This window comes from Paenibacillus sp. BT-177 (genome assembly GCF_025846815.2).
In the GTDB taxonomy this organism is placed as follows: domain Bacteria; phylum Bacillota; class Bacilli; order Paenibacillales; family Paenibacillaceae; genus Paenibacillus; species Paenibacillus polymyxa_C.
The window spans coordinates 264855-280684 of sequence record NZ_JAOYTP010000001.1 but is presented as its reverse complement, the minus strand read 5'-3'; the positions used below and the strand labels follow the sequence as shown (position 1 = coordinate 280684).

The following is a 15830-nucleotide window of genomic DNA, read 5'->3' as shown; positions in this document are numbered from 1 at the left end:
GTTTGTTGACATTCGTCCCGTTTCTTCTGGGTTTTACATTTTGAGAGGAGGATGTTGTTTGAAATTGCGTGCAGTTCCTATTGTTGTGGCGGCCGTTTTGGCAGCCTTGTTGATGTTTGGGGGATGGTTCATTTACCGTCAGGTTACAATGCAAAGTCCTCTGGAAAAACTGGTATCTCAATATCCAGGCGTGACAAGCGCTCAAATAGATATTAAACAGGATCAGGTCGTATTGAAACTAGACCTCAAACCGCAGGCGGATGTGGCCGGATTGGTCGATGTGGTTAAGCAAAAAGGGCAATCCATCATTGGCAGCCGTACCATTAAGCTGGATATCGCAGATCGTTCCAATTCAGCACTGAATCAATGGTGGTCTGAGGCTATGTTTCCTGTAGCCGAAGCGATGGAAAATAAAAAGTATACTCAAATTTCATCTACAGTTGAGCAGATGAAAAAGAAAAAGGCAGGTATCAAGGCTGATACCGATATGGATTCAAACAATGTCTATATCCGACTCAGCGAAGGCAATGCGACTAAGTTTATCGTTTTGCCACGTCAATCTCAGCAAATGGGGGTATGGCCTAATGCCTAGATGGATCAAGGAAATATTAATCGGTATTGTGCCGGTGACTATTATATTTCTCGTTTTTATTGGGGTGAATATTATCCCTCTTCTGGTTGCGGGCGTGATGCTCAGCGGCTTGTTAATGCTCATGCATGCTCGTGGCGGCTTGGCCGTAGGTGCCGGGCAAGAGCGCAAACGTAAAAAAAATGGTCCGGACAAGCTGACTTTTGAGGAAATTGGTGGACAAGAAAGCGCTAAACAGGAATTGCGTGAAGCCTTGGATTTTTTGAATCGGCATGATGAAATTTCCAAGTTTGGTATTCGTCCATTGAAAGGCGTTTTGCTTACAGGCCCTCCGGGAACAGGAAAAACGCTGATGGCGAAAGCAGCTGCACACTACACCAATTCTGTGTTTGTTGCAGCTTCAGGCAGTGAATTTGTTGAAATGTACGTGGGTGTCGGTGCAGGTCGTGTCCGTGAGTTGTTTCGGGAGGCTCGCACTCGTGCAGCCAAGGAAAAGAAAGAAAATGCAATTATTTTTATTGACGAGATTGATGTTATTGGTGGTAAGCGTGAGGGTGGACAGCAACGAGAATATGATCAGACTTTGAATCAGTTGCTGACGGAAATGGATGGCATTTATTCGGCAGATACACCGCGGATATTACTTATTGCGGCAACAAACCGTAAAGAAATGCTGGACAGCGCCTTAACGCGTCCAGGACGCTTTGACCGCCATATTCAAGTAGACTTGCCTGATAAGAAGGGCCGTCTTCATATCCTTAAAATTCATGCCAAAAACAAACCGATTCAGGAAGATGCTAATTTGGACAAAATCGCTGAGGAGTCTTACGGTTTTTCCGGTGCACAGTTGGAGAGCGTCATGAATGAAGCGGCCATCTATGCAATGAGACAGGATCGTCAAATGATTGCGCAGAGTCATCTATCCATGGCGATTGACAAGGTGATGATGGGTGAAAAAACAGACCGAGAATCAACATTGGAAGAGAAAAAACGTGTAGCGATTCACGAGCTGGGACATGCTATTATGGCTGAAATCGTCCGTCCCGGTAGCGTAAGTCAAGTAGCGCTCAGCCCGCGTGGGAAAGCGCTCGGTTACGTGCGTCACAATCCACAGCAAGAGCATTATTTATATACCAAGCAGTACCTGGAGGAGCAGATTATGATCTCGCTCGCAGGGGCTACTGCGGAAGAAATGTACTATGGCGGTCGAAGTACGGGCTCAAGTAATGATTTTGAGCAGGCGCTGAACATTGTTCATACGATGATGACTTCCGGTTTGACTTCTCTTGGGATTATTAACATGGAAATGGTTACAAAAGAGGAACTTATGCGGGAAAATGGCGAAATTATGAATGACCTGCATAATCGGACTTTGGAGTTGCTGGAAAAGCATCGTCCTGTGTTCGACAATTCTCTTGACATTCTGATGAAGGAAGAAACTCTGTCCGGGGATCAATTTAGATGTCAATTTAGTGAAAATGCTTTATTACCAGCATAATTTTTTATGCTGGTTATTTTTTTTTACTTTTAGTCCGTGCTAAGATATTATTATCTATTGGGACATAAACATGTATTTTTCGACAAAGAAGGATACAATATATGAGAGTGACCAGGAAAGGGTGGAGTTAAGAACCATGCAATTTAAAAAAATCGGCGTCATTGGCGGCGGCACCATGGGACAAGGTATTTCTGAAATGCTTGCGTCCAAAGGAATCGATGTGCTGCTAGTAGAGCAGACACCAGAGAAACTAGACTACGCTTATAATATGATTGAAACAAGTCTAGACAAGCAACTGGAAAAGTGGGCAATCACCCAAGCAGAGAAAAAACTGATTTTATCTCGCATTGAAAAAGTATCCCATCTGGCGGAGCTCGCTAGCTGTGATATGGTCATTGAAACCATTACAGAGAATCTGGACGAGAAAAAGGTTGTTTTCCAAGAGCTGGATCATGTGTGTCCAAGCAACATTATTCTTGCAAGTAATACATCCACGCTGAGCCTGACCGAGCTTGCCAGCTCGACCAAGTATCCAGAGCGTGTTATTGGTATGCACTTTATTTATCCAGTATCCCGTATTGATCTTGTAGAAATTATTCGTGGTTTGAAAACTTCAGACGATACCTTTGAAAACACGAAAATGTTCGTAGAAGAAATCGTGGAGAAAAAAGGAGTCATGATTTATGAATCTCCTGGCTTTGTAACTAGCCGGATTATCTGTCTGCTAATTAACGAAGCAGCTCATGTACTTCAAGAGGGCGTAGCTTCTGCGGAAGATATTGACGATGCTATGCGCATCGGCTACAACTTCCAAAACGGTCCTTTGGAAATGGCTGACCGCTTTGGTCTGGATTCCGTTTTGGCTGCTTTGGAGCGGATGTTCCGTGAATTTGGCGAACTGAAATACCGTCCGTCCATCGTCCTGAAGAAAATGGTACGTGCAGGTAATCTGGGCGTGAAATCGGGCGAAGGCTTCTTTAAGTATGACAAGGATGGTGACCGGATATGAAAATTCTCGTAATCAACGCAGGGAGTTCTTCCCTGAAATACCAATTGTATGATATGACGGACGAGTCCGTTTTGGCAAAAGGATTGGTAGAGCGTATCGGTATGGACTCTTCAATTCTGACGCATAAACCAACCAATAAGGAAGAATACACTGAAGTTAGCGAAATTTTGGAGCATACTACTGCCATCCGTAAAGTGCTGAATGCACTCACAGATGCAGAGCATGGTGTTATCTCCAGTATTAGCGAAATTCAGGCTGTGGGCCATCGTGTGGTTCATGGAGGTGAAATCTTCAAACAGTCAGCGCTCGTAACTCCTGAAGCGAAGAGTGAAATCCGTCGCTTGTTCGACCTGGCTCCACTGCATAATCCCGCATCGATGATGGGGATTAAAGCGGCTGAATTGAATATGCCAGAAGTACCACAAGTTGTGGTGTTTGATACTTCGTTCCATCAAACCATGCCAGAAAAAGCTTATATGTACGCCATACCGAGAGTGTTGTACAATAAGTACAAGGTACGTCGTTACGGTGCACACGGCACTTCCCATGACTTTGTAAGTAAGGAAGCTGCCAAATTTGTCGGCCGTCCTTTGGAAGACCTGAAGATTATCACTTGCCATATCGGTAATGGTGGTAGTGTAACAGCAGTTCAAGGCGGTTTGTCTGTAGATACTTCCATGGGTATGACTCCACTGGAAGGACTGATGATGGGTACTCGTAGTGGTGATTTGGATCCAGCAATCGTACCTTATGTCATGAACAAAGAAGAATTGACTGTCAATGAGGTCAATTCGATGCTGAACAAGCATAGTGGACTTCTAGCTATTTCTGGTATCAGCAGTGATATGCGTGAAATCACTGAAGGTATGGAAAAAGGCGAAGCTAATTCTACATTGGCATTTGAAATGTATGAATACCGTCTGCGCAAGTATATTGGTTCGTATGCTGCGGCAATGAACGGGGTAGACGTAATTGTATTTACGGCAGGCGTAGGCGAGAACTCCATCGTTCTGCGTAAGAGAGTGTTGGAACAACTGACATTCCTCGGTATCGAGCTGGATGAATCATTGAATGCTATTCGTTCTGGCGAGATTCGCCGGATTACAACTGCAAATTCAAAGGTAGAAGTACTGATCATTCCAACAAACGAAGAACTGGTAATTGCCCGTGACACGTTCCGTCTGGTTCAGTAGTTCGGTCCCTAAGTGTAAACTTTATACATGTGGAACTATGGTTTAAGTACCACATGCACCAAACAGCGAGAGCAAACAGCCTGACCCAAGGGGAAGGGCTGTTTGATTTTCGGTTCAAGGAGAGAGACGGTCATGACAAATAAAAGTACGATTGCCCAAGTGGGCCGCCATGTAGGGGAAACGGTTACAATCGGCGCTTGGGTAAACAATAAGCGATCTAGCGGTAAAATTCAGTTCCTGCAACTACGTGATGGTAGCGGGTATATTCAAGGGGTTATCGTAAAAAGCGAAGTGTCTGAGGATATTTGGAATGATGCCAAATCCTTGACTCAAGAAAGCTCCCTATATGTAACTGGAATCGTGCGTGAGGAGCCGCGCAGTCAATCGGGCTATGAATTAACGGTTACAGGTATAGAAATAATTCATTTGACCGAAAACTACCCGATTACCCCTAAAGAGCACGGTGTAGATTTCCTGATGGATCATCGCCATTTGTGGTTGCGTTCCGCCAAGCAACGTGCAGTTCTGATTATACGGGCGGAAATTATCCGTGCTGTACAGGAATTTTTCAACGGCAACGGTTTTACGAAGGTAGACCCGCCTATTTTGACTCCTTCTTCTGCTGAAGGCACAACAGAGTTGTTCCATATCAAATATTTTGACGAAGATGCCTATTTGACACAAAGCGGACAGTTGTACATGGAAGCTGCGGCAATGGCGCTGGGTAAAGTATATTCCTTTGGTCCAACCTTCCGTGCGGAAAAGTCCAAAACACGTCGTCACCTGATTGAGTTCTGGATGATCGAGCCTGAGATGGCTTTTGTGGATCATGAAGAATCCTTGCGCGTTCAGGAGCAGTTTGTAAGCCATATCGTGCAGTCTGTTCTGAAAAATTGTGCGAAGGAGCTTGAAGCCATCGGACGCGATGTTTCGAAGCTGGAGCAAATTCAAGGCGAGTTCCCACGGATTACGTACGATGAGGCGATTGCCTTCCTTCAAGGTGAAGGATTCGATATCCCGTGGGGGGAAGACTTTGGTGCTCCTCATGAAACAGCTATTGCCGAAAGATATAACAAGCCTGTGTTCATAACGCATTGGCCGACTCACATTAAAGCATTCTATATGAAACCTGACCCATCCCGCCCAGAGGTTGTTCTGTGTGCTGATATGATCGCTCCTGAAGGTTATGGCGAAATTATCGGGGGTTCCCAACGGATTGATGATCCAGCATTGATGGAAGAACGCTTTAACGAGCATAACCTGGCACGTGAAGCCTATCAATGGTATATGGATCTTCGCACATATGGTTCCGTTCCGCATTCTGGCTTTGGATTGGGACTGGAGCGTACAGTAGCATGGATTTGTGGACTCGATCATGTACGTGAAACGATTCCGTTCCCACGCATGCTGTATCGTTTGTATCCATAATCAATGACAGGATCATTTGATAAGACATCAGCGGCAGAATGGGCGGAGGGAGTAGCCTATGCTATGGAAACCGGAATGGTTCAAATTCCCTACGCTCTGCTCAAGCATTATCGGACGCTTCGGCTGACGGATGGTGAAATGCTGCTACTGATGCAGTTACTTGCATTTAAACAAGCGGAACGTAATGAATTTCCGACATGGGAGCAATTGCAGGCTCGTATCGGATGCACTGCAAACGAAATCGCGCTTTATTTCAGTAAGCTCATGAAAGAAGGGTTTTTGCGAATAGATTCCGTGGAAGACCGCAGCTCATCCGTCCAATTTGAACGTTATAACTTGGCGGGTCTGTATCGCAAGCTGGCTGAATGTATGATCGCCGAGCGTTCGGAGCAGCGCGATGAAGATGACATTTTGTTTGCCGGGAAGCCCGATTTACTGAATGGAATATCAGAATCCCCAATTACAGAAGAACGAAATTTATTCACGATTTTTGAGAAAGAATTCGGACGACCATTATCACCGATGGAATACGAGACGATCAGCAGTTGGGTGGATCAGGATCGGTATCCGGAGGAACTGATTTTACTGGCTTTGAAGGAAGCGGTGTTTGCTGGGAAGGTACATTTCCGGTATATAGATCGTATTTTGCTAGAATGGAGCCGAAACCGGGTCCGTAATGCACAGGATGCGAAAGAATACGCCCAGCGATTCCGTGGTGGCGGTCGCAATTAAAGTAGCAGACTGAGCCTTTTAGTTAGTAAATTGATGCACTATGGCTTTCACATTGAAAGGGCGATACATGGACAACCGGGGAGTTTCGCCTGTGCACATGAAGGGCAGAAAATTAAAGTGATTAAGTAGACTTTAATGATAGAGGACACACCTTTCCGATTTGGAGGGTGTGTCCTTTTTAAATTTTTTTTCGAAATATGCAGGGGGAGAAAAATTCCTGACGTCTATAGTATTGGGAAGGGGGAGAGCATCATTGATATAGAGAGAATCATTGAACGAATCCGGTCTGGTGATCGGCAGGCGTTTCGTGAGATCGTAGAGCTGTACAGCAAGCATGTATTTCATGTGGCCTATTCGGTACTGCATGACAGCAAGGAAGCGGAGGATGCCGCGCAGGAGGCGTTCGTTCAGGTGTACAAGTCTCTCCCCCAGTACCGGAACGAAGGGTTTAAAACGTGGCTGAGCCGAATTGCGCTTCATAAAGCGTTGGATATCAAACGTAAACAAGTCAGGCGGCCCGCAGAGCTTATAGACGTGGCGCAATCCCTTGTGCAGCTCCCTTCCCCGGATGAGGATGTACTGGCCCGTCTCATTCGCGAAGAGCAAACGGTAGAACTATCACAAAAAATCGCCCAGTTACCCCAGCAGCATCGGGATATTATTCAAGCTTACTATATGCAGGGCAAAACCTACGACCAAATTGCAGAAGAGACGCAGGTAGCTTTAAAAACGGTAGAGTCCAGACTCTATCGGGCACGACTATGGATTCGAAATCACTGGAAGGAGGAGGAATGGCAATGACTGACCAACAGGATAGACCGTGGATGGAAGGGCAAACGAATGACTGGCATGCATACATTACAGGTGCGTGTTCGATAGAGGAATCTATCCGACTGGAAAAGCTCTTATTGGAAGATGAACAGGCGCTTATGCTATATCTTGTCGCACTGGAGCAATTAGAGCCAACCTTGAAAGATTACTCTGCCTGGATGGACACGGAGTGCTTCACAGATCAGGTAATGGCTGTTCTTCCCGAGATAGAAATGGAACCAAATCAAGTTTTGTTCAAAAAACGCCGCTGGTTTGAAAAACCTGTGTTTCACTATGTTGTTGCCGCAAGTCTGACGTTGATCTTGCTATCCAGTGGAGCCTTTGACAAAATGATGCCGCAAACAGGCGATAAGCCGATTCCTCCAAAAGAACGTGTCTCTTACAGTGAAGAAGTCATGCAAGCTACGACAACCTGGCTCGATAAATTAAAGCCCTAAATTAAGTTAAGGGTAAGATGAACAAGTTTAAAGTCAACCATCTGTTGGGAATTTGTATCAAGATCCCGTAAATAGAAAGGAAGTGTAGCAATGCCTTATACGGAACGAAGCAAGCTCTTGGCATTTCTATTGAACATTATTCCGGGTGTAGGACACTATTACTGGACCAGAAAAGCCAATGCGTTTGTATATACCATTTTGTTTTTCGGATGTCTGGCAGGGGGAATATTTTTTTCAGTGGTAGCAAGTGACGGAACGCCTTTTTTGGTGAGTATTTTTATTGCTGCTCTTTTATGGGGACTCAGCATGCTGCATATCGTGATTAGCTTATTACGTTACGATCCTCGCGCAGTCGCTGCTCCTTATCCCCCTCATGCAGGACCCAATCCATATGGCTTTTACTCGCAAAGTGGACCTTATGGACAGGCTGATTTAACAGGAGAGGTACCAGAGGGGGCAACAGACACAGGCACGAATGCCCCGCGGGCAGGTATGGGATATGCGCCGGGGTATAACCATTATCAACAAGGACATTATGGTATGGCAGGATCACCTGCTTTTCAAAAAGGATCGGACAATGAACGATTTTTTACGATTTTGCTGTCATTTATTCCTGGATTGGGACACCTTCATTTGGGGCTAATGCAGCGTGGCTTGTCTTTTCTGCTATCCTTCTTTGGCTTTGGCGCGATCCTCGTCTTTATTACGAGCATAACGAACGAATCCGGATTTTTGGCGTTTGCGGGCGTGTTGCCGATTATTTGGTTGTATTGCATGTTTGATGCGGTGCAGCATGTACATCGTAAACAAGCTGGAGACATTCTTCAGGACCGAACTTTGTTTGAGGAACTGGAGTATGGAAGAGTTGAGGGACGTCGTAGTAAAATGTTGGCTACCATTTTATCGGTATTTCCCGGTGCCGGACATATGTATATTGGTTTGCAAAAACGTGGACTCCAGCTCATGCTACTGTTTTTAGGATTTATCTATATACTGGATGTGCTGCATCTTTCACTCTTTTTGTTCCTAATCCCGGTGGTGTGGTTTTACAGCTTTTTTGATGCATTGCAGCAGGTAAGCCGTTATGGACAGGAGCAGCTGATCGACAAGCCTGTGATCGGTATGTTTGCTCAATATCACCGTTGGGTAGGCTTGGGACTCCTTCTGCTAGGTGCATACTACATCCTGATTAACGTACTTGTTCCCACACTGGACCGTCTGTTCCCGGATGGACAAATTTACAATATAGTTGACATGTATTTACGAACCATTATTGTCTCCTTTCTATTAATTGGCGGCGGTGTTTGGATGATGATCGGTAATTCCAAATCTAAGCGAGCAAAGGAGAAACGATAAAATGGATACTGAATTTTCAAAGAGTGAGGCTTCCTTCAAGGGAGCCCATCACTCTCAGAACGATGTAAATGGGGCGATAGGCTTATTGGGCACTTCATCCCATAAGAATGGTCCCTCTAAGAACTCCAACGCGCCAACAGGGGTGTGGAAAGTCGGAAGGCTATCCATGGGGCTATTCTTGGTGCTGCTGGGCGGTGTAACGTTTGCTTCCAAGTTTTGGGGAGCAGGCATACTGGATCAGGCGCTAACCTGGTGGCCTGTTGTATTTGTTTTGCTGGGACTGGAAATTTTAATGTATACTGCTTGGAAAGGGACACGTGAGCTCATTCGCTATGATCTGTTCAGTATGTTTATTACGGCGGTATTGGTTTTTTGTTGTATCGGATTTGCATTGGTCAGTTCCCTGGGGATCACTCCGCAAGTTAGAGAAATAATGAGTTCGGTTCAGGAAACAAGGATTCTTCCAGACTGGCATGAAAAACTGCCTGCCGGAGTAACTAAGGTGATTGTGCAGGGTGAAGATCCTTATGCGGTCAAAATTGACGCAACCACCTCACCGGAGATGCATGTGTTCGGGAGTTATGTATATACAGGCAATGAGGATGATTTCAAAGGAACCGAGCTCTATCAGACCAAGCATATTGGAGATACACTATATGTACTTCTCAGCCAGGTTCCCACACGTTTTATGCAAACACATCATCAGCTGGACGTTACCATTGCGGTACCTGAGGGAATAGCGGTTACTGTGCGTGACAGTCAGGGAAATGTGATTGAAAAATAGAGAGTGTTTCCAGCTTCAGCTTTACATTTTATATTATACGCGCGATACTTGGTAGGGAGCGTAACTTGATGATATGCATTCGAAGAGCGAATGTAACCGGAAAAGAGGGAAAAAATGATTTCATTGAATCCTGACACACTTACAGAGCGTGAAAATTATAAGCTGTTGACCGGAAGTGTTATCCCAAGGCCGGTAGCGTTTGTAACGACTTTGAGCAGCGAAGGTGTGCTGAATGGTGCTCCGTTCAGTTATTTTTCCATCGTTGCCGCCGAGCCGCCGCTGCTGTCTGTATCCGTACAGCGTGTCGATGGAGTTTCCAAAGATACAGCACGTAATGCGATGGAGCATAATGCTTTTGTCGTACATATTACAGACGAAGACAATGTGGGGGCGGTGAATGTGACGGCTTCCCGTCTGGCGCCGGAGGAGAGTGAGGTTGCACTGGCAGGTCTTACCCCGATTAAGAGTACAAAAATCGCCGTTCCTGGTGTGACTGAAGCGAAAATACGGTTGGAATGTATTTTGGAGAAAGTGATACCGCTGGGAGGCAAGGAGGACACACCTGCCTGTGATCTATTAATTGGGCGTGTAGTGCAGTATCATTTGTCGGAGGAAGCGTACCAAAATACATATGTGATTGCCAAGGAGTTGCGTCCGGTGAGTCGGTTGGCTGGAAACAACTATGCGAAGCTAGGAGAGCAATTCACGCTGGAACGTCCCCAATAGGGGACGTTTTTTTACAACATCAAGTAAAAGGAATTTGCCAGGCAATGAAAATATTCAAAGATGTTTGTAGAGATTAGGAGATCGAGGGTTTAGAATGGGCTCCTACTGGGTTGGGGTTCCCTGATGAAAAATCATTTGCCATTGCCCTTCATTTAATTTCCAAATGGAACTTCTTAATGACTTATTTCCGGTATCAATCGACTCAGTACAGTATGTTGCATGTACAAAATCTGAAGATAACACCTTTATGTTAAAGTCAGTAATCACAAATGGTATCCTCTAATTCTTTACTCACCTTATCACCCCAGTTGCCTTTCAATTTTCAGTGATATCTTCATCGGATTTAAAAGCTCAATTTGAGAAAAAAAGATTAGATTTTATGTCGCCAGGAGGACAGGTTGCTTTTTTAATAAAAAAGAACGTTCCGTGCTTTCGCTAGGTTCCGTTCTCGATATTCACTGACCACGTTTACAATTCAATGATATGCATCTTTAATATTTATGATTTATTCATTTCGAAGTTTTTAGTAGTAGGGAGCGATAGGTCGTTTCAAACAGAAATTCAAACGCCTCTAGATGCTTTTTAGCTTCAAACACATCACGACCCCATGCATAAATGCCATGATTACGCAATAAAATTCCTGGAACCTGATCATTCAGCACGCCTGGTACCAGCTTGGCAATCGAGGCGATATCAGCATAATTTGGCAGCACGGGAATCTGGATGGCGGCATTTTCCTCCCAAATGTTAAAAGCCTTAATGAGCTCGATGCCTTGCACAGGTACAAAGCCCTGCTCGCCGTAATATTCGGAAATCAGGTTGTTAAACACGGTATGCACATGAAAAACTGCTCCACAGCCTGTCAGGCGGTAAATTTCGCAATGGATGAGCGTTTCAGCACTTGGCTTGAGGTTTGTGGCTTCTGCTGCTTTTCCGTATTGGTCTACGAACAGAAAATCCTCAGGAGTGCGTTTGGTCTTATCCTTGCCGCTAGCGGTGACTGCAAAATAAAATTGTTCAGGATGAAAATCACCGATTCGGATCGACAGATTGCCGCTTGTGCCTGGGAACCAGTTACGAGAGGCGAATAGCTCCTTGACATCAGCGAGTTCTTCCAACGAACGGCGTTTTTCCTCGAATGAAATGTCTGCCAAGTTAAAACTCATTACAGTACCCCCTGCTCCTGTTTTTGCTTTAAATCCTCGATAATATCATCAAATGTCTCAAAGGGTACATGCGGTACGCCAAGCTCTTGACACTTTAATGTCAGATGCGAGCGGGAGTACACAAGATCGGCAATTTTGGCACCTTCAAAATCGGTCAGACTGTCGCCAATCAAAATCCGTTCGTATTGCTCGGGAGGGTATTGACGAATGACGGTCGTTTTGCACATGCCGCAGTCATTCTTACACGGCTCATTACATGGATGCGGCCACGTGATCTGGATGTGAGCCCCGGAAAAGTCCGCTCCGTTGCAAAAGATGTGATCCTGCGGAATGTCGAACGGTTCTAGCAATGGATCAATAAAAAAATCAATGCCCCCGCTAGTAACAAAAAATTCAATCTGCTGCTCTCGTACAAAGTCCAAAAAGCGTGCAAAGCCCTCACGTATACCCGCTTGTCCAAGTACATATGAGATAATGTCCTCCTTAAGCTCTGAAGGCATCAAGGCGAACATCGCACCAACGCCTTCACGAATGGACATATGTCCGTTCATGATTTGATGTATGATGGGCTCATAGCCCACAGGCTGAAAATGCGTCATAATAGCGACAATATTATCACTGTTCGTAATGGTCCCGTCAAAATCACAAAAAATGACGGGCTTTTTGGCTGTGCTCATCGTTCGCCTCCCCACGTGTCGAGCGCAGATTGCAACTCAGGATGAGTGCGGGCGTATTGGGCCAGCGGGACATTCTGTTGCACCGCCTCAATCGCTTGCACAAAAGCGCGCCCACCAGCTTCCGTACCCAGTGGATGTCCGTGAATACCGCCTCCAGCGTTAACCACCACATCGGTACCAAAATCGCGGACAATGAGCGGCACTAGGCCGGGGTGTATCCCTGCGGAAGGGATAGGCATGCAGGCCTTCAGCGGTGAATCAGGGGTGATCAGCTCATCGCGGATCGCCATGTTTTCCTCACGCGGCATCGTCACTGAACCGTAAGGAGAAGGGAAGAGGACGAGATCAGCGCCAGCCAGCCGCATAAGCTGACCAAGCAGGACGGACGCCGAAATACCATAATGAGGCGAGGGGTAAGCAGCACCCGCTAATGAAGGATGGGCTGCAATCGGTACTGAAACGGCGGGATCGCTGCTAAGTTCATGCAGCACATCATAACCGTAGGCCAGTACGTTAAACAGTAACGCGTTCGCGCCTGCGTCGATAGCTTTGAGGGCTTGCGCCCTGAGCTGCGAGGTTGGACCGGTTAAATTAGCGGCATACAGCAGCTTTTTACCAGTTTCACGCACAGCCTCTTCGGCAGCTCGGATACAGGCTTCGACACGTTTTTCAATCGGCGTCAGCGCATTTTCAAATAAGATCTCGTCGTCCTTGATCAGATCGACGCCGCCGAGAGCCTGACGGGTAAACTGTTCACGCAGTTCGTCCAAATTGAGCCCGATCACGGATTTAAAAATGCTCATGAGCAGAGGCCGGTCATACACGCCAAGCTGCTCGCGCAAGCCGCTGATACCGAATTTCGGTCCTGAAAAAGCAGAGAGGAATGCTTCCGAGAACCCCAGCTTCGTCAGCTTAATTCGGCCGTCCATCGAAATTTTGCCGAAGACTGTAACTAGCAATGCGGGAATGTCTCGGCTGAAATTGACATCCGGGTAAGCAATCGTCAAGTCGGCGTATCGCTCACCGGGGCCTCCATCGTGAATATCTACAGATTGAACAGAGCCGAGATGTTTTTGCATCGCATCCCGCTTGGCCTGCGGGAGCTCAGTCCAGCTGCCCACCGTCATGCCGATGGCAATAGATTGGGCCTTTTGGTTAAAATCAGCTTTGTCATCGTATATTCGGTAGGTCGCCAGGCAATAGCTCACTCAATTCCCTCCTTAAGTACAGCTCCCATCTCGCGGGATCGTTCAGCGCAGCGCTGCACCGCCGCAATCACTGTTTCGTAGAAGTCACCTTTGTCCAGTGTCTCCAATGCAGCTACCGTGGAACCATTAGGAGACATGATTTTGTGACGAAGGGCAGAAGGCTCCTCTCCGGTCTGCTGCACCATGCGTGCTGCACCAAGCGCAGTTTGCACTGTTAGTTCGTGCGCTTGTTCAGGAGTCAAGCCACCGCGGATTCCCCCAGCAATCATGGCTTCCATTAAGTAGTAGACATAGGCAGGGCCGCTTCCAGAAATGCCGGTCAATACATCCATTTTCTCTTCTTCTATAACCGTGACTGTACCTACAGATTCGAACATTGTAAGCACGTTTTTACGTTGACTTTCGCTGATCTCCTTGGAAAAGCTGATGCCTGTGGCTCCCAGTCCAATCGAGCTGGATGTATTGGGCATCGTCCGCGCGATTGGCTGCTTACGACCAAGCAACGTTTGCATGGTACGAATAGACAATCCGGCGATGACTGAAATGATCAGCTGTTCATCTGACAGGAGGGGACCAAGCTGTTCAAGTGCTCCGGCAGCATCTTTAGGCTTCATGGCAAGCACGATCACTGGAGAATGACGCAGCAGTTCTGTTTTGGCGGCATCTTCAGTTTGGAACAATACTCCGTATTGCTGTTGAAGTTCTTCAAGACGAGCCTGATTACTGCGGTTGATGACGGTAATACCGCCACGTTTGACGACAGAACGATTCGTCATCCCACGAATAATAGCCTCAGCCATTGAACCTGCCCCGAAAAACGTAATTTGCTCGTTAATTAACACTTTTGTTTGTGATTCACACATGGATTCATACCTCCAAAGATACGGATTGATTTATGATATTATTCCCTGATTTGTCCAGTACCGTACACGCGGTATTTGGTTGAAGTCAAGGCAGGCAATCCCATAGGGCCGCGGGCATGTAATTTTTGTGTGCTGATTCCGATCTCCGCCCCAAATCCAAACTCGAAGCCATCCGTGAAGCGGGTGGATGCATTGTGGTACACGGCTGCCGCGTCCACTTCTTGCAGAAAACGATCGGCATGAGCTTTATTCTCAGTGACAATACACTCTGAATGCATCGTACCATAACGGGCAATATGCTCCAGTACTTCGTCCAAATTGTGTACGACTTTAACGTTTAAAATGTAATCATTGTACTCGGTGCCATAATCCTCTTCCGTGGCAGGAACAGCCCAAGGAGCCAGTTCTCGTGTCCGTGCACAGCCGCGCAGCTCAACCCCGGCATCACGAAAACGTTCAGCCAATCCTGTTAAATGTGCTTGTGCATAATCCGAGTGTACGAGCAGTGTTTCCATCGAGTTGCACACGGACGGTCTTTGTACCTTCGCATTGAGTGTAATCGCTTCGGCCATTTCTGTATTTGCTGTAGCGTCCAAGAATGTATGGCATACGCCAGCCCCGGTTTCGATGACAGGCACGGTAGCATTCTGAACAACATTTTGAATGAGTGAACGCCCGCCGCGTGGAATAATCACATCCAGCAAGCCGTTCAAGGTCAGCATTTCATTGACGGAGGCACGATCTGAATCTTCAATGAGTTGAAGCGCCTCGCGTGGCACGGCTGTTGCGTCTAGCGCCTGCTGAAGCACTTCAATGATTTTGCGGTTGGAGGAGAGAGCAGCCGAACCACCGCGCAGTACAACCGGATTGCCTGTTTTCAAGCACAGGCCCGCTGCATCCACGGTTACATTTGGACGCGCTTCATATATGATACCGATGACACCCAGCGGTACACGTATTTTTTCAATTCGTAGACCATTGGGACGTTCAATTTGCTCAAGCGTGTCGCCGACTGGATCAGGTAGCGCCGCAATCTGGCGTAATCCTTCGGCAATAGCCCCGATTCGCTCCTCGGTCAGCTCGAGGCGGTCGAGCAGTGATTCGGATGTTCCCAGTTCCCGTCCACGTTTCAGGTCATTATGGTTTGCTGCAATCAGCTCTTCTGCATGGTTCACTAGAGCTTCTGCCATAGCAAGCAAAGCCTCGTTTTTTTGTGCTGTAGTCAGTCGGTTCATAACCCCGGCACTTTTTTTCGCAAGACTTGCTTTGGTGCGTACTTCGCTGAATTGGTTATCCGTTGTTGTCACTGTGTTTGTTGTTAAATCACTCATAT

General features: G+C 46.6%; 16 protein-coding genes. 11 read left to right on the top strand and 5 right to left on the bottom strand.

Annotation, left to right across the window (positions count from 1 at the left end; all coding sequences use genetic code 11):
- The first annotated feature begins 58 nt into the window (after nt 1–58).
- The 11 genes from OIU26_RS01375 (at nt 59) to OIU26_RS01325 (ending at nt 10583) form a co-directional block, all read left to right on the top strand.
- Nucleotides 59–592, top strand: coding sequence for a hypothetical protein (locus OIU26_RS01375; RefSeq protein WP_013371633.1), 534 nt, complete (start codon nt 59–61; stop codon nt 590–592).
- A complete protein-coding gene (locus tag OIU26_RS01370) occupies nt 585–2087 on the top strand; it encodes an AAA family ATPase (protein WP_013371632.1) in 1503 nt (500 codons plus the stop codon). Before OIU26_RS01375 ends, OIU26_RS01370 begins: the two co-directional genes overlap by 8 nt.
- A 136-nt stretch (nt 2088–2223) precedes the next feature.
- Nucleotides 2224–3096 carry a 3-hydroxyacyl-CoA dehydrogenase family protein gene (locus OIU26_RS01365; protein WP_013371631.1) on the top strand — a complete coding sequence of 291 codons (873 nt, stop codon included), beginning with the start codon at nt 2224–2226 and terminating at the stop codon, nt 3094–3096.
- Nucleotides 3093–4289, top strand: coding sequence for an acetate/propionate family kinase (locus OIU26_RS01360; RefSeq protein WP_013371630.1), 1197 nt, complete (start codon nt 3093–3095; stop codon nt 4287–4289). The genes OIU26_RS01365 and OIU26_RS01360 overlap by 4 nt, the downstream gene beginning before the upstream one ends.
- 132 nt (nt 4290–4421) lie before the next feature.
- Entirely contained in the window at nt 4422–5717 is a 1296-nt protein-coding gene (gene asnS, locus OIU26_RS01355; RefSeq protein WP_025678555.1) for an asparagine--tRNA ligase, read from the top strand.
- A gap of 3 nt (nt 5718–5720) precedes the next feature.
- On the top strand, nt 5721–6449 hold the full coding sequence (locus tag OIU26_RS01350) for a DnaD domain-containing protein (protein WP_216974795.1): 729 nt from the start codon (nt 5721–5723) through the stop codon (nt 6447–6449).
- A 135-nt stretch (nt 6450–6584) separates the two neighbouring features.
- Nucleotides 6585–7250 carry an RNA polymerase sigma factor gene (locus OIU26_RS01345; protein ID WP_264215756.1) on the top strand — a complete coding sequence of 222 codons (666 nt, stop codon included), beginning with the start codon at nt 6585–6587 and terminating at the stop codon, nt 7248–7250.
- A complete protein-coding gene (locus tag OIU26_RS01340; protein WP_264215755.1) occupies nt 7247–7717 on the top strand; it encodes a hypothetical protein in 471 nt (156 codons plus the stop codon). The genes OIU26_RS01345 and OIU26_RS01340 overlap by 4 nt, the downstream gene beginning before the upstream one ends.
- 90 nt (nt 7718–7807) lie before the next feature.
- Nucleotides 7808–9073, top strand: coding sequence for a multi-tm2 domain protein (locus tag OIU26_RS01335; RefSeq protein ID WP_264215754.1), 1266 nt, complete (start codon nt 7808–7810; stop codon nt 9071–9073).
- Nucleotide 9074: 1 nt separating this feature from the next.
- Nucleotides 9075–9857: a hypothetical protein gene (locus OIU26_RS01330; RefSeq protein ID WP_264215753.1), complete on the top strand. Its 783-nt coding sequence runs from the start codon at nt 9075–9077 to the stop codon at nt 9855–9857.
- A gap of 114 nt (nt 9858–9971) precedes the next feature.
- Nucleotides 9972–10583: a flavin reductase family protein gene (locus tag OIU26_RS01325; RefSeq protein WP_264215752.1), complete on the top strand. Its 612-nt coding sequence runs from the start codon at nt 9972–9974 to the stop codon at nt 10581–10583.
- 509 nt (nt 10584–11092) lie between these two features.
- Here OIU26_RS01325 and OIU26_RS01320 read toward each other — a convergent pair.
- The 5 genes from OIU26_RS01320 to OIU26_RS01300 are packed head-to-tail and all read right to left on the bottom strand — an operon-like array spanning nt 11093 to nt 15828.
- Nucleotides 11093–11749, bottom strand: coding sequence for a methylthioribulose 1-phosphate dehydratase (locus OIU26_RS01320; protein ID WP_040103511.1), 657 nt, complete (start codon nt 11747–11749; stop codon nt 11093–11095).
- A complete protein-coding gene (locus OIU26_RS01315; protein ID WP_264215751.1) occupies nt 11749–12426 on the bottom strand; it encodes a 2-hydroxy-3-keto-5-methylthiopentenyl-1-phosphate phosphatase in 678 nt (225 codons plus the stop codon). The genes OIU26_RS01320 and OIU26_RS01315 overlap by 1 nt, the downstream gene beginning before the upstream one ends.
- Complete coding sequence (locus OIU26_RS01310) at nt 12423–13634, bottom strand: 2,3-diketo-5-methylthiopentyl-1-phosphate enolase (RefSeq protein WP_264215750.1); 1212 nt, start codon at nt 13632–13634, stop codon at nt 12423–12425. Before OIU26_RS01310 ends, OIU26_RS01315 begins: the two co-directional genes overlap by 4 nt.
- Nucleotides 13631–14497, bottom strand: a complete 867-nt coding sequence (proC, locus tag OIU26_RS01305) for a pyrroline-5-carboxylate reductase (protein ID WP_013371619.1) — start codon at nt 14495–14497, stop codon at nt 13631–13633. Before proC ends, OIU26_RS01310 begins: the two co-directional genes overlap by 4 nt.
- 38 nt (nt 14498–14535) lie before the next feature.
- The gene (locus tag OIU26_RS01300; RefSeq protein WP_264215749.1) at nt 14536–15828 is read right to left on the bottom strand and encodes a glutamate-5-semialdehyde dehydrogenase; all 1293 of its coding nucleotides are present in this window, start codon (nt 15826–15828) and stop codon (nt 14536–14538) included.
- Between the last annotated feature and the right edge of the window lie 2 nt (nt 15829–15830).

Bases quoted from the DNA above. Each gene is read 5' to 3' on its own strand.
- OIU26_RS01330 (WP_264215753.1), top strand. From the start codon at position 9,075: ATGGATACTGAATTTTCAAAGAGTGAGGCTTCCTTCAAGGGAGCCCAT.
- OIU26_RS01365 (WP_013371631.1), top strand. From the start codon at position 2,224: ATGCAATTTAAAAAAATCGGCGTCATTGGCGGCGGCACCATGGGACAA.
- OIU26_RS01360 (WP_013371630.1), top strand. From the start codon at position 3,093: ATGAAAATTCTCGTAATCAACGCAGGGAGTTCTTCCCTGAAATACCAA.
- OIU26_RS01325 (WP_264215752.1), top strand. From the start codon at position 9,972: ATGATTTCATTGAATCCTGACACACTTACAGAGCGTGAAAATTATAAG.
- OIU26_RS01335 (WP_264215754.1), top strand. From the start codon at position 7,808: ATGCCTTATACGGAACGAAGCAAGCTCTTGGCATTTCTATTGAACATT.
- OIU26_RS01370 (WP_013371632.1), top strand. From the start codon at position 585: ATGCCTAGATGGATCAAGGAAATATTAATCGGTATTGTGCCGGTGACT.
- OIU26_RS01345 (WP_264215756.1), top strand. From the start codon at position 6,585: ATGATAGAGGACACACCTTTCCGATTTGGAGGGTGTGTCCTTTTTAAA.
- OIU26_RS01300 (WP_264215749.1), bottom strand. From the start codon at position 15,828: ATGAGTGATTTAACAACAAACACAGTGACAACAACGGATAACCAATTC.
- OIU26_RS01340 (WP_264215755.1), top strand. From the start codon at position 7,247: ATGACTGACCAACAGGATAGACCGTGGATGGAAGGGCAAACGAATGAC.
- OIU26_RS01315 (WP_264215751.1), bottom strand. From the start codon at position 12,426: ATGAGCACAGCCAAAAAGCCCGTCATTTTTTGTGATTTTGACGGGACC.
- asnS (WP_025678555.1), top strand. From the start codon at position 4,422: ATGACAAATAAAAGTACGATTGCCCAAGTGGGCCGCCATGTAGGGGAA.
- proC (WP_013371619.1), bottom strand. From the start codon at position 14,497: ATGTGTGAATCACAAACAAAAGTGTTAATTAACGAGCAAATTACGTTT.
- OIU26_RS01350 (WP_216974795.1), top strand. From the start codon at position 5,721: ATGACAGGATCATTTGATAAGACATCAGCGGCAGAATGGGCGGAGGGA.
- OIU26_RS01320 (WP_040103511.1), bottom strand. From the start codon at position 11,749: ATGAGTTTTAACTTGGCAGACATTTCATTCGAGGAAAAACGCCGTTCG.